We start from the raw sequence: 12,641 nt of genomic DNA on the forward strand, positions 1-12,641 counted from the left end.
TCCCGCGCAACGGTCAGCGCATCTCGCCCGCACCGACGTACGGGAACGGCGACCTCAGCAGGTCGCCCTCGTCGAACCGGGACAGCCGGAAGTCGCCCTCGGGGATGCGCGGGTCGGCGCTGCGACCATCGATCACCAGGTCGGCGACCAGGCGCCCGACCGCGGGTGCGATCTTGAAGCCGTGCCCGCTGAACCCGGCGGCGACGATCAGGCCGTCGACCCCGGTCGCCGAGATGACGGGGTTCCAGTCCGGGGTGACGTCGTAGCAGCCGGCGTAACTGCTGCTGATCGCCGCGTCGACGAGGCCGGGGAAGCGCGTCCCGACCCGATCGACGACCAGGTCGACGAACGCCTCCGACGCCCGGTTCGGGTAGGCGTCCGGGTCGGCGGTCTCGCAGTGCGACAGGTCGCTGTTGCCGAACAGCAGATCGCCGTTGGGCTCGGGCCGGATGTACTGCAGCGACACCAGGTCGGAGAACACCGGCACGCCGGAGACGTTCGTGCCGGGGGCGATCATCACGATCTGCTCGCGAACCACCCGGACCGGGACGTCGACGCCGACGGCTTCGAGGAACGGGCGGGTCCACGCGCCGGTGGCCACGACGACCGTGCTCGCCGAGATCTCGCTGCCGTCGCGCAGGCGCACCCCGGTGGCGCGCTCGCCGTCGACGAGCACCTCGGCCACCTCGGCGCCCTGACGCACCCGGGCGCCCGCGGCCCGTGCGGACACCGCGAACGCCTGCGCGGTCTGATAAGCGTCGCCGTAGCCGCCGCGCGCCTCCCACCCGAACGCGCCGAACGGCGTCAGGTCGGCATGCGGCCACATGGCGGCGACCTCGTCGGCGCCGATCTCCTCGGTCTCGACGCCGACCTCGCGCTGGGCGGCGAGGCTCTTGCGCAGGGCGCCGACGTTCTGCTCGCCGACGCCGACGACGTAACCGGTTTGGCGGAAGCCGATGTCAGTCGCCTGATCTCCCAGGAACTTCTGCGGGTTCTCGAAGACCTCGAGGCCGACGACGGCCATCGCCGCGAGCGAGCTGACGCCGTAGTGACACCGGACGATGCCCGACGACTTGCCCGTCATCCCGGAGCCGACGGTGTTGCGCTCGCACACCACGACATCGGTGACGCCGCGTTGGGTGAGTGCCCACGCGGCCGCGGCCCCCTCGAGTCCGCCGCCGACGATGACGACGTCGGCGGTGGTCACGTGCCCGGGATCCAGTTGGTGCCCGCCAGTGGGATTCGCGCCATTGCCGCCGCCTCGATGGTGATGGCGACGAGGTCCTCGGGTTCGAGGTGCCGGACGTGGGCCTTGCCGCACGCCCGCGCGATCGTCTGCGCCTCCATCGTCATGACGCGCAGGTAGTTCGCGAGCCTGCGGCCACCTTCGACCGGGTCGAACCGGGAGGCCAGCTCGGGGTCCTGGGTGCTGATGCCCGCGGGGTCCCGGCCGTCCTGGAAGTCGTCGTAGAATCCCGCTGCGCTACCGAGCTTCTCGTACTCGGCGGCATAGCGCGGATGGTTGTCGCCGAGCGCGATGAGCGCCGCGGTGCCGATGGCCACCGCGTCGGCTCCCAGCGCCAGCGCCTTGGCGACGTCGGCGCCGTTGCGGATGCCGCCCGAGACGATGAGTTGCACGCCGGTGCGGTGCACGCCGAGCTCTTGAAGCGCCTGCACGGCCTGCGGAATGGCTGCCAGCGTGGGCACGCCGACGTGCTCGATGAACACCTCCTGGGTGGCCGCCGTGCCGCCCTGCATGCCGTCCACCACGACGACGTCGGCGCCCGCGTGCACCGCGAGCTTCACGTCGTAGTAGGTGCGGGTGGCACCGACCTTGACGTAGATCGGCTTCTCCCAGTCGGTGATCTCGCGCAGCTCGTTGATCTTGATGGTGAGGTCGTCCGGGCCCGTCCAGTCCGGGTGCCTGCACGCCGAGCGCTGGTCGATGCCTGCGGGCAGGGTGCGCATGCCCGCGACGCGGTCGGAGATCTTCTGCCCCAGCAGCATTCCGCCGCCACCCGGCTTGGCGCCCTGGCCGAGGACGACCTCGATCGCGTCGGCCTTGCGCAGGTCGTCGGGGTTCATCCCGTATCGCGACGGCAGGTACTGGTACACCAGCGCCTTGCTCTGACCGCGTTCCTCCGGTGTCATGCCGCCGTCGCCCGTGGTGGTCGACGTGCCGACCGCGCTGGCCCCACGGCCCAGGGCCTCCTTGGCCGGGCCGGACAACGCGCCGAACGACATGCCGGCGATGGTCACCGGAATCTCCAGATGCAGTGGATGTTTGGCGTGCCCGCCGCCGAGCACCACGTCGGTGTCACACCGTTCCCGGTACCCCTCGAGCGGGTAGCGGGACATCGACGCGCCGAGGAACAACAGGTCGTCGAAGTGCGGCAGCGGACGCTTGGCGCCCCAGCCGCGGATGTCGTAGATGCCGGTGTCGGCGGCCCGCTGGATCGCGGCGATCGTGGCGCGGTCGAACGTGGCCGACTCGCGCAGACCGGCACGCGCTCGGTCGTCGGACGTCGTCATCAGTAGCTCTCCGAGTTGTCGGCGTGGAAGTGATACAGCTCGCGCGCCGATCCGTAGCGGGTGTAGGCCGTGGTGTCGTCGTCGCCGAAGCCGGCCGCCTTGAGCAGTCGGCCGAGTTCTTCGTGGTGCTCCTCGCGCATCGGCTTGGCCACGCAGTCGGCACCCAGTGACGCGATGTCCCCGCGGACGTAGAGCCTGGCCTCGTAGATCGAGTCGCCAAGCGCCTCACCGGCATTGCCCCGCACCACCAGCGTGCCCGCCTGAGCCATGAATGCGCTCATGTGGCCTATGTCGCCGCCGACGACGATGTCCACGCCCTTCATCGAGATCCCGCACCGCGCAGCGGCGTTGCCCTCGATGACGAGCAGGCCGCCGTGTGCCGTGGCGCCCGCCGACTGCGAGGCGTTGCCCTTGACCCACACGACACCGCTCATCATGTTCTCGGCGACACCGGTGCCGGCGTTGCCATCGACGACGATCTCCGCCTGCTGGTTCATCCCGCCCGCGTAGTAGCCGACGTGGCCGGCGACGGTGATTTTCACCGGTGCGTTCAGCCCCACCGCGACGTTGTGTGCGCCCGCGGGGTTCTCGATGACGAACTCACCGCGCAGGTCGTCGGCGTGCAGTGCCGAGTTGATCTCGCGCAGTGGGGTTTCGGCGAGGTCCATGACTAGCGCGTCCATGCGTACACCACCTCTGGCTCTGGCTCCCAGATCTTGGCGCGCTGCACTCCGGGCAGGCCCGACAGGGCGCGGTACTCGCTGGCCATCGCGACCCAGTCGTCGGTCTCGGCGATGACGGCGGGCTTGCAGGCGATGGCGTCGCGGACCACGGCGAACGAGTCGCGGTTGGACACCAGCAGCGTGTAGAAGCCGTCGAACGTCGCGCACAGTTTCTTCAGCGCGGTCTGCACGTCGCGGCCCGCTGCGAGCTGCTGGGCAACGAAACGCGCGCCGACCTCGGTGTCGTTCTCGCTGTCGAAGTGCACACCCGCAGCGCGCAATTCACGTCGGATGGTGGCGTGGTTGGCGAACGAGCCGTTGTGCACCAGGCACTGATCCGGTCCCACGGCATAGGGGTGGGCACCCGACGGCGTCACCGCCGACTCCGTGGCCATCCTGGTGTGTCCGACGCCTTGCCAGCCCTGCGCCGTCGACAGGCCCCAGGCGTCGGCGAGCGTCCTGGGATCGCCGACGCCCTTGAGCACGGCGAGGTCGTTGCCGAAGCCCGCGATCAGCGCGTCCGGGTATGTGGCGGCAATGGCAGCCTGCAGCGCCTGCGGGGTGGTGTCCGCGGTGACGAGGTACGTGGCGTCGAGCGCCGACACCGTCGCGGGCGTGCCCAGCGCTGCGCCCACTGCGGTCCCGACGACCTCTGGTGCATCGGTCAGTTCGAGTACCGAGACGCACGCCTTTCCGGGCGGGGTCCAGGTCGGGTCGCCGTAGACGGCCACGCCAGCCGAGTCGCTGCCGCGGTCGGCCATCTCGCAGAGCATTCCGGTGAGCAGTTCGCCGAGGCGAGGGTGGAGATCCGGGTTGCGCAGATGCAACCCGACGATGCCGCACATGGTGTGTTGTCCTCTCGTAATGGGTGATTTCGGCGCGGTGATCCGCGACGAGCGCGGGTGAGCGCGCCGAAATCGCTAGAAGGCGGTGAGGTACTGCTCGACCTCCCACGGGCTGACGGTGCTGTGGTAGGTGAAGAACTCCTCGCGCTTGAGGCCCGCGAAGTACTCGCAGACCCCGCCACCCGTGGCGTCGAGTACGCCTGCGACGACGGGGTCGGCCTGCAGGTCCTCGACGGCGTGCAGCAGCGTGGGCGGAAGGGTCCGGACCGACCCAGCGCCGAGTGCGCCGGGGTCGAGGCTGCGCTTGATGCCGTCGATGCCCGCACCGAGTGCTGCCGCGATGGCCAGATACGGGTTGGCCGAACCGTCACCGCCGCGCAGCTCCACCCTCTGGTCGTCCGGGACGCGGACGTAGTGCGTGCGGTCGTTGCCGCCGTAGGTCGGCGTCCTTGGCGCCCACGACGCGCCCGAGGCGGTGGTGACCGCGCCGGTTCGCTTGTAGGAGTTGACCGTCGGGGCGATCACGGCCTGCAGCGCGCAGGCGTGGTCGAGGATGCCGCCGATGAACGCGTAGGCGGTGTCCGACAGTCCAAGACCGCGCGCGTCGGGCACGTCGGGACCGGCGGGGAACACCGGTGCGCCCGCGCTGGTCAGCGAGAGGTGCAGGTGCAGCCCACTTCCCGTGCGATCGGCGAACGGCTTCGGCATGAACGTGGCGATCATGCCGCGCTCGGCGGCGATCATCGACAGTAGATAGCGCAGGGTGACGACGCGGTCGGCGGTGGTGAGCGCGTCGGCGAACTGGAAGTTCTGCTCGAACTGTCCGTTGCCGTCCTCGTGGTCGTTGGCGTAGTTCGACCAGCCGAGGGTGTTCATGGCGGTGGAGATCGTCGTGAGGTGGTCGTACATGCGGGTCACCCCGCGGGCGTCGTAGCACGGTTGATCGGCGGTGTCGTCGGCGTCGGCCGTTGCCAGATCGCCGCGGGCGTCGCGTCGCAGCAGGAAGTACTCGACCTCGGCGCCCACCCACGGCTCGAAGCCGGCGTCGCCTGCGCGGGCGATCAGTGACTTGAGGATGTTGCGTGGCGCGTACGGCCACGGCTTGCCCTCGACGTGCGGGTCGCAGTGCACGATCGCGAGGCCGTCCTTGATGAACGGGATGGGGGTGAACGACTCCGGGTCCGGGATCGCGACCAGGTCGGGGTCCTTGGGCTCCTGGCCCATCGCGCCGACCGCATACCCGGCGAAGCCGACGCCGTCGGTGGCCAGCATGTCGATGGCCTCGACCGGAACCAGCTTGGCGCAAGGCTTTCCGCGCAGGTCGACGAACAGCGCGAGGATGAACTTGGTGCCCGCCTCGGCGGCGCGCTCAGCGAGGGTCCCGTTGGTCATGTCAGCCCTTGTCTCATGTCAAGAATCAAAGTATCAGGAGAGGAAACGTTGTGCAGCGCGAAGAAACCCCGGTCGGCGCGCACCGAATGCGTGCGCGCCGCCGGGGCATCGTCTAGCTGGCAGCCATGTCGTAGGACGAGTCCCGGTGGAACTTGGCGTCGATCCCGGCTTCCTCGTCCTCGGGTGCGACGCGGATGCCCATCGTCTTCTTGATGGCGAACGCGATCGCGAACGCGACGAGGAACGAGTACGCCATCACGGCGAACGCGGCCACGGCCTGCTTCCACAGTTGCTCGACCCCGCCGCCGTAGAACAGGCCGTTGGTGGCGTTGGGCATGCCCTCGCTGGCGAAGAAGCCGATCAGCAGGGTGCCGACCACGCCGCCGACGAGGTGGACGCCGACCACGTCGAGCGAGTCGTCGTAGCCGAACTTCGACTTCAGGCCAACGGCGTAGACGCAGATCGCACCGGCGATGGCGCCGACGAAGATGGCGCCAACGGGGGTGACTGCACCACAGGCGGGGGTGATCGCGACCAGGCCGGTGATGGCGCCGGATGCCGCGCCGACGCCCGTGACGTGGCCGTCCTTGATCTTCTCCACGGCCAACCACGCGAGGGTGGCAGCGCAGGTGGCGACGAAGGTGGTGACCATGACGATCGCGGCCGAGTTGCCCGCGGCCAGGGCCGAACCGCCGTTGAACGCGTACCAGCCGGCCCACAGCAGGCCCGCACCGAGCAGCGTGAGCGGCACGTTGTGCGGCTTGCGCAGCTGGCCGAACATGGCGGACTTGCCCAGCACGATCGCGACGGCGAGCGCAGCGGCGCCCGCGTTGATGTGAACGGCCGTGCCGCCAGCGAAGTCGATGGCCTTGAGGCTGTTGGCGATCCAGCCGCCGACCGAGTCCTCGGTGACGACGCCGTCGAAGGCGAACACCCAGTGCGCGACGGGGAAGTAGACCAGCACCGCCCACACGGTGGCGAAGAGCATCCAGGCGCCGAACTTCATCCGGTCGGCGACCGCGCCGGAGATCAGGGCGACGGTGATGGCGGCGAACAGGGCCTGGAAGAGCGCGAACAAGCTGACCGGCAGCCCGGAGATGGTCGTCTGGGTCTCGAGCAGATCCTTCATGCCTGCGAATTCGGTGAAGCTACCGACGAAGCCGCCGTACGAGGTGCCGAACACCATCGAGAAGCCGAAGAGCACCCAGAGCACGCCGACGACGGCGACCGCTCCGAACGTCATCATCATCATGTTGGTCGAACTCTTGACCGAGACCATGCCGCCGTAGAACAGCGCAAGGCCTGGAATCATGAGCGTGAGCCCGATGATGCAACACAGCATGAAAGCCGTGGTGCCCGTGTCCACTACGTCCATCGAGAAACTCCGTCCATCGTGATGATTCCCCTCAGTGAGGCGGCCGCTCAGTAGGCCGTTCACTGGCAGTAACCGTTGTTTCTGTTACGCGGAAAGTCTTCTGGTGTTGCGAGCACGTAACGGCAGTGCGGCGGCAGGGAATTGACAGGTGACTTGGGACGCCTAGAGTGCCGACGGTGAACCTGGATCGGCGATGGTGGATCGCAATCGGCGTCGTGGTAGTGGCCGTGATCGCCCTGGTGGTGTCCCGGACGTTCTTCTCGGGACCGTCCGAGGAGTGCCGACCGGTTGCCGACCTGCTGGCGTTCAACGCGGAGCAGACCGAGCGCATCACGTCGCGGCTGTCGGACAACGAGGGCCTGCCGACCGCGACCGACGACATCGCCTACCAGGCGTGGGCGGACGGGCTGGCCGAGCGGGCGCAGCGGGTCACCTCGCCCGAGCTGGCGAAGACCAGCACCGACCTCGCGATCCTCGCCGACGAATTCGTCCGCGGCCTGCCCGAGTTGCGGGCGAAGGCCGAGTCGCAGGCACCCGGAGCGCCCGCGCCGCCGGAGATGTATCAGATGGAGGCGACCAACGCCCGAGTCTCCGACAAGCTCGCGGAGCTGTCGGCCGCATGCTCCTGACCGGTCAGAGGACGATCGGGCTGCCCCACGTGCCTGCGAACGCGATCTGCTCGAGCGGTAGCCGCTCGCGTGGTTGCGAATCCCGCTCGACCACCTTGGGCTCCGCCGTCGCGTAGTCACCCAGCAAGCCCACGGCGACGATCGCGACCGGTCGCACCCCTGCGGGCACTGCGAAGGCCTCGCGAGCCGCGTCGCCGTCGAAGCCGGCCATCGGGTGCGCAACCAGGCCCCGGGACACCGCCTCGACGGTGAGGTTGGCGATCGCCGCCCCGGCGTCGACCGCGGCGTACAGCGCGGTCTTCTCGTCGTCGCCCTCGTCGGCGCAGACCAGGATCAGCAGGCCCGCGGCGTGGGCATAGGAGTTCCCGCGCTTGAGCGTCACGGCCAGAGCGCCGAACGTGGCGTCGCCGCGCAGACCCACCACGAAGCGGACCGGCTGGCGCTGGCCCCACGTCGCCGACCAGCGGGCGGCCTCGAGCAGCGCAGTCACCTCGACTGCGGACACGGTCGCGTCCGCGTCGAAGGCCCGCGGGCTCCAGCGGTCCGCGAGTTCCCGGTGAATCGGCACCCGCGTCCGCGCAGTCCGGTCCGGGCGCGCGGTCACGGTGATCCACGCTACCCGCGGCCTGCGAGGGAAAAATCAGATGCCCTGACCCCTTATCCTTGACGGGAAACTCGGTAGGGACCCAGGGAAGGCTCGATAGTGGCGCTCGTCGTCCAGAAGTACGGCGGATCGTCGGTGGCCGACGCCGACCGGATCCGTCGCGTCGCCGAGCGCATCGTCGAGACGAAGAAGGCCGGCAACGACGTCGTCGTGGTCGTGTCCGCGATGGGCGACACCACCGACGATCTGCTCGATCTCGCGCGCCAGGTCAGCCCCGCACCCCCGGCCCGTGAGATGGACATGCTGCTCACCTCCGGCGAGCGCATCTCCAACGCGCTGGTCGCGATGGCGATCTCCTCGCTGGGCGCCGAGGCGCGGTCGTTCACGGGCTCCCAAGCGGGCGTGATCACCACCAGCACCCACGGCAACGCCAAGATCATCGACGTCACGCCTGGACGGCTTCGGGAGGCGCTCGACGAGGGCCTGATCGTGCTGGTCGCCGGATTCCAGGGCGTGAGTCAGGACAGCAAGGACGTCACCACGCTCGGCCGCGGTGGATCCGACACCACCGCCGTCGCGCTGGCCGCGGCCTTGAACGCCGACGTCTGCGAGATCTACACCGACGTGGACGGCATCTTCACCGCCGACCCGCGGATCGTGCCCAACGCGCGGCACCTCGAGACCGTCAGCTTCGAGGAGATGCTCGAGATGGCCGCAGCGGGCGCGAAGGTGCTCATGCTGCGCTGCGTGGAATACGCCCGCCGTTACGACGTTCCGATCCACGTGCGGTCGTCGTACTCGGACAAGCCGGGCACGCTCGTCAAAGGATCGATGGAGGACATCCCCATGGAAGACGCCATTCTCACCGGGGTAGCCCATGACCGCAGCGAGGCGAAGGTGACCGTCGTCGGCCTGCCCGACGTTCCTGGCTACGCGGCCCGGGTGTTCCGCGCCGTCGCCGATGCCGACGTCAACATCGACATGGTGCTGCAGAACATCAGCAAGATCGAGGACGGCAAGACCGACATCACGTTCACCTGCTCGCGGGAGAGTGGACCCGGCGCGGTGGAGAAGCTGACGGCGCTCAAGGACGACATCGGTTTCAGCGCAGTGCTCTACGACGATCACATCGGCAAGGTGTCACTCGTCGGCGCCGGCATGCGCAGCCATCCCGGCGTGACCGCCACGTTCTGCGAGGCGCTCGCCGCAGTGGGCGTGAACATCGACCTGATTTCGACCTCCGAGATCCGAATCTCGGTGTTGGTCAAGGACACCGAGCTGGACAAGGCCGTCGCCGCGCTGCACGAGGCCTTCGGCCTGGGTGGCGAGGAAGTAGCGGTCGTGTACGCGGGGAGTGGGATCTGATGCCGGGGCGAGCGAAGCGACGGGGGATCTAGCAATGGTTTCGATCGGCGTAGTGGGTGCCACCGGCCAGGTGGGTCAGGTGATGCGTCGCCTGCTCGAGGAGCGTGACTTCCCGGCCACCAGTGTGCGGTTCTTCGCCTCGGCGCGCTCCGAGGGCAAGAAGCTGACGTACCGCGGTCAGGAGATCGAGGTCGAGAACTCCGAGACCGCCGACCCGAGCGGTCTGGACATCGCGCTGTTCTCGGCGGGCGCGACCATGTCCCGGGTGCAGGCACCGCGGTTCGCCGCGGCAGGCGCGGTCGTCGTCGACAACTCGTCGGCTTGGCGCAAGGACCCGGACGTTCCGCTGATCGTCAGCGAGGTGAACTTCGACAGGGACGTCGGCAACCGGGCTCGGTCTCTTCCGAAGGGCATCATCGCCAACCCGAACTGCACCACGATGGCCGCGATGCCCGTGCTCAAGGTGCTGCACGACGAAGCCGGCCTCACGCGGATGATCGCGTCGACCTATCAGGCGGTGTCCGGCAGCGGGCTCGCGGGCGTCGAGGAACTGTTCGGTCAGGCGACCGCGGTCGTCGAGGGCAGTCGCGAACTGGTGCACGACGGTTCCGCCCTGACCTACCCGGCGCCGGAGAAGTACGTGGCGCCGATCGCCTTCAACGTCGTTCCGCTGGCCGGCTCACTGGTCGACGACGGCTCGGGAGAGACCGACGAGGATCAAAAGCTGCGCAACGAGAGTCGCAAGATCCTCGGCATCCCAGACCTCGCGGTCAGCGGCACCTGCGTGCGCGTGCCCGTCTACACCGGGCACTCGCTGTCGATCAACGTCGAGTTCGAGCGGCCCATCAGTCCCGACCGTGCACGCGAATTGCTTTCCAGCGCACCGGGAGTCACGCTCAGCGACGTCCCGACGCCACTGGCGGCGGCCGGTGCGGACGACTCGCTGGTCGGCCGGATCCGGCAGGACCCCGGCGTGCCCGACGGCCGTGGCCTTGCGCTGTTCGTCTCGGGCGACAATCTGCGCAAGGGCGCCGCGCTCAACACCATTCAGATCGCCGAGCTGCTCGCCGCCCAACTCTGAGGCGCCGCGTGTCGGTTCGCGTCCCGCCGTGGAACGCTGTGGCGTGGCTGAAGTCGACGTTCGCCGTCCTGCTGCTGTTCGCTGCACCCGCGCACGCTGATCCGGCTGCGCCGATCCCCGGACCTGCGCTGCCGCCGTTGGCACCCGGTCAGGTGATTCGCATCGGACCCGCCGCGGGAACCGGGACGCTCACGAAGGACTACGGGATCGGCGCGACCGATCTGTGCGAGTTCATGGAGTTCCCCAGCGGGATCCTGCAGGTGTGCGGCGACAGCTTCGCGGGGCAGGGTGTGGGCTTCGGCGGCTGGTGGTCGCCCATTGCGCTGCACGTCGAGACCGACTCGATCGACGACCCGACCGGTGTGCGCTACGACGGCGTAACCGGAGTCGGCGAACCGCTACTGGCCGATCGTTCGGCACCCGGCACGTCGCAGCTGCCCGCGGGCATCGTGTCGATCAACCGTGAGAATTACATGCTGGTCACCACCACCAAGGACCTGGTGCCCGCCACTTCACGGCTGGTGAAGGCGCTGCCGTCGCAGGCCCGCTGGCCGACGGTACCCGGATCGCAGCGCGACGTCGGGTGGGCCGAAGGCCGGCAGTCACAGATCAGCGGCTACTACGACCCCATCCCGAAGCCAGACTCCGAGCGCGGGTGGGTGTACGTCGTCGCCAACGACTTCGATCGCAGCCAGCCCGTCGAGCTGTACCGGTCGAGACCGCAGGACTTCACCGACCGCAGCGCGTGGGAGGCGTGGTCGGGCCTGCCCGGTGCCGACGGCGGCTGGGGGAAGCGCCCCACCCCGCTGTGGCCCGACGCGGTCGGTGAGATGAGCGTGCGTCAGATCGACGGGCGCACCGTGCTGTCCTACTTCAACGCCTCGACGGGGAACATGGAGATGCGGGTCGCCGACGATCCGACGGGTCTGGGCACCGCGCCGGTCACCACCGTTGTACGGGCAGCGTCGTGGCCGGACCGGCCGGAGGATCTGCCTTCACCGTCGGACAACCGCCTCGCCCAGCCGTACGGCGGATACATCTCACCAGGGTCCATGCCGGACGAGGTCAGGGTGTTCGTCAGCCAGTGGAACACCCAGCCCGAGGCCGACAACGCGCCATATCGGGTGATCCAGTTCGCGGTGAATCCGCTGAAGCCCTAGACGCGATTCGGCCCGCCACCGGGTGGGTGGCGGGCCGAAATCGAACTGTCGAGGATGCCTACTTCTTGAAGGCGTCCTTGACCTTCTCGCCGGCGTCCTTGAGGTTGGCCTTGACCTGGTCGGCCTTGCCCTCGTTCTTGGTGCTCTCGTCGCCAGTGGCGTGGCCGGCCGCTTCCTTGGCCTGGCCGCCGAGGTCGTCGACCTTGTTCTTGGCCTTGTCCAATCCGCTCATGTCCGACTCCTTCGTCTCATAGCCCGATGTTCACCGGGCACGATGACGGTGTACCTCGAAGCCGCTGCGACGAAACCGGCTGGGACAGTGCTCACAGGGTATTCAAAGGTAAATCAGAAGCGGCGCATTGCGGCGGCGACCACTATCGGTGACATGAGTGAATCGACGCCGTCCACCCCATCTACCTCGGTCCCCGACCCGGCCACCGACCCCGTGACGGGCCCGATCCCGCCCGTGGGACCACCGCCGCACCCCGACGGCCGACCCGTCTACAACAACCATCGACCGCGCCGGTCGGCCAAGGTGCCGCTGATCGCCGCCTGGGTCGGCATCGTCGCAGGCGTCGTATTCATCGTCGCGGTCATCTTCGGCACCGGCTTCGTGCTCGGGGCCCACTCCGGTGGTCATGGCGGCGGCCACGGCCGCGGTGACGTGATGATGCATCGCGGCGGACCGCCGCAGTCGTTCCCGATGGGTCCAATGATGCGGCCCGGTCCCGGGTTCGTCTTCCCAGGTGGGCCCGGAGGCAGCTTCGGCCCGATGGGCCCGATGGGCCCCGGTGGAACCGGCACCCCGGGCGGGGAGAACCCGGGAGCCCCTGGCCAGTCGCCGTCGTCGACCGCTCCGACGCCGCCGCGCTGACCGGCGGTTTCCCGTGACCCGGTCCTGGGGTATTCGCGCTGCGGATACCCCAGGTGTCCTCA

At 68.9% G+C, this 12,641-nt stretch carries 13 protein-coding genes; 5 read left to right on the forward strand and 8 right to left on the reverse strand.

Features of this window, described 5'->3' with window-relative positions; all coding sequences use genetic code 11:
• Positions 1-13: 13 nt before the first annotated feature.
• The 6 genes from LOK44_RS05095 to LOK44_RS05120 all read right to left on the reverse strand — a co-directional run bounded on the left by LOK44_RS05095 (position 14) and on the right by LOK44_RS05120 (position 6,857).
• On the reverse strand, positions 14-1,207 hold the full coding sequence (locus LOK44_RS05095) for an NAD(P)/FAD-dependent oxidoreductase (protein WP_237569005.1): 1,194 nt from the start codon (positions 1,205-1,207) through the stop codon (positions 14-16).
• Complete coding sequence (locus tag LOK44_RS05100) at positions 1,204-2,535, reverse strand: FMN-binding glutamate synthase family protein (protein ID WP_237569748.1); 1,332 nt, start codon at positions 2,533-2,535, stop codon at positions 1,204-1,206. Before LOK44_RS05100 ends, LOK44_RS05095 begins: the two co-directional genes overlap by 4 nt.
• Positions 2,532-3,215, reverse strand: coding sequence for a GltB/FmdC/FwdC-like GXGXG domain-containing protein (locus LOK44_RS05105; protein ID WP_237569006.1), 684 nt, complete (start codon positions 3,213-3,215; stop codon positions 2,532-2,534). The genes LOK44_RS05100 and LOK44_RS05105 overlap by 4 nt, the downstream gene beginning before the upstream one ends.
• Entirely contained in the window at positions 3,203-4,099 is an 897-nt protein-coding gene (locus LOK44_RS05110) for a class II glutamine amidotransferase domain-containing protein (protein ID WP_237569007.1), read from the reverse strand. The genes LOK44_RS05105 and LOK44_RS05110 overlap by 13 nt, the downstream gene beginning before the upstream one ends.
• Positions 4,100-4,174: 75 nt before the next feature.
• On the reverse strand, positions 4,175-5,491 hold the full coding sequence (gene glnT / locus LOK44_RS05115) for a type III glutamate--ammonia ligase (RefSeq protein WP_237569008.1): 1,317 nt from the start codon (positions 5,489-5,491) through the stop codon (positions 4,175-4,177).
• A gap of 112 nt (positions 5,492-5,603) precedes the next feature.
• Positions 5,604-6,857: an ammonium transporter gene (locus LOK44_RS05120; protein WP_237569749.1), complete on the reverse strand. Its 1,254-nt coding sequence runs from the start codon at positions 6,855-6,857 to the stop codon at positions 5,604-5,606.
• Positions 6,858-7,042: 185 nt separating this feature from the next.
• Between LOK44_RS05120 and LOK44_RS05125 the strand changes: the two genes are divergently transcribed.
• Positions 7,043-7,495 carry a hypothetical protein gene (locus LOK44_RS05125; protein WP_237569009.1) on the forward strand — a complete coding sequence of 151 codons (453 nt, stop codon included), beginning with the start codon at positions 7,043-7,045 and terminating at the stop codon, positions 7,493-7,495.
• 4 nt (positions 7,496-7,499) lie between these two features.
• Here LOK44_RS05125 and LOK44_RS05130 read toward each other — a convergent pair whose 3' ends face one another.
• Complete coding sequence (locus LOK44_RS05130; protein ID WP_237569010.1) at positions 7,500-8,099, reverse strand: nitroreductase family protein; 600 nt, start codon at positions 8,097-8,099, stop codon at positions 7,500-7,502.
• Between the two features lie 99 nt (positions 8,100-8,198).
• Between LOK44_RS05130 and LOK44_RS05135 the strand changes: the two genes are divergently transcribed.
• From LOK44_RS05135 to LOK44_RS05145, 3 genes are all read left to right on the forward strand, one after another.
• A complete protein-coding gene (locus LOK44_RS05135; RefSeq protein WP_237569011.1) occupies positions 8,199-9,464 on the forward strand; it encodes an aspartate kinase in 1,266 nt (421 codons plus the stop codon).
• Positions 9,465-9,498: 34 nt separating this feature from the next.
• Complete coding sequence (locus LOK44_RS05140) at positions 9,499-10,545, forward strand: aspartate-semialdehyde dehydrogenase (RefSeq protein ID WP_237569012.1); 1,047 nt, start codon at positions 9,499-9,501, stop codon at positions 10,543-10,545.
• A 68-nt stretch (positions 10,546-10,613) separates the two neighbouring features.
• Positions 10,614-11,705 (forward strand): DUF4185 domain-containing protein, encoded by a 1,092-nt coding sequence (locus tag LOK44_RS05145; protein ID WP_237569750.1) that lies wholly within the window; start codon positions 10,614-10,616, stop codon positions 11,703-11,705.
• Positions 11,706-11,763: 58 nt separating this feature from the next.
• Here the strand turns inward: LOK44_RS05145 and LOK44_RS05150 are convergent, their stop codons facing one another.
• Complete coding sequence (locus LOK44_RS05150; RefSeq protein WP_237569013.1) at positions 11,764-11,937, reverse strand: CsbD family protein; 174 nt, start codon at positions 11,935-11,937, stop codon at positions 11,764-11,766.
• A 153-nt stretch (positions 11,938-12,090) separates the two neighbouring features.
• Between LOK44_RS05150 and LOK44_RS05155 the strand changes: the two genes are divergently transcribed.
• Positions 12,091-12,579 carry a hypothetical protein gene (locus LOK44_RS05155; protein WP_237569014.1) on the forward strand — a complete coding sequence of 163 codons (489 nt, stop codon included), beginning with the start codon at positions 12,091-12,093 and terminating at the stop codon, positions 12,577-12,579.
• Positions 12,580-12,641 lie beyond the last annotated feature (62 nt).

The organism is Mycolicibacterium lacusdiani (genome assembly GCF_021916785.1).
Classification (GTDB): domain Bacteria; phylum Actinomycetota; class Actinomycetes; order Mycobacteriales; family Mycobacteriaceae; genus Mycobacterium; species Mycobacterium lacusdiani.

Excerpts from the sequence above, each read along its gene's own strand:
- LOK44_RS05105 (WP_237569006.1), bottom strand. The coding sequence starts at position 3,215 with ATGGACGCGCTAGTCATGGACCTCGCCGAAACCCCACTGCGCGAGATC.
- LOK44_RS05110 (WP_237569007.1), bottom strand. The coding sequence starts at position 4,099 with ATGTGCGGCATCGTCGGGTTGCATCTGCGCAACCCGGATCTCCACCCT.
- glnT (WP_237569008.1), bottom strand. The coding sequence starts at position 5,491 with ATGACCAACGGGACCCTCGCTGAGCGCGCCGCCGAGGCGGGCACCAAG.
- LOK44_RS05140 (WP_237569012.1), top strand. The coding sequence starts at position 9,499 with ATGGTTTCGATCGGCGTAGTGGGTGCCACCGGCCAGGTGGGTCAGGTG.
- LOK44_RS05150 (WP_237569013.1), bottom strand. The coding sequence starts at position 11,937 with ATGAGCGGATTGGACAAGGCCAAGAACAAGGTCGACGACCTCGGCGGC.
- LOK44_RS05155 (WP_237569014.1), top strand. The coding sequence starts at position 12,091 with ATGAGTGAATCGACGCCGTCCACCCCATCTACCTCGGTCCCCGACCCG.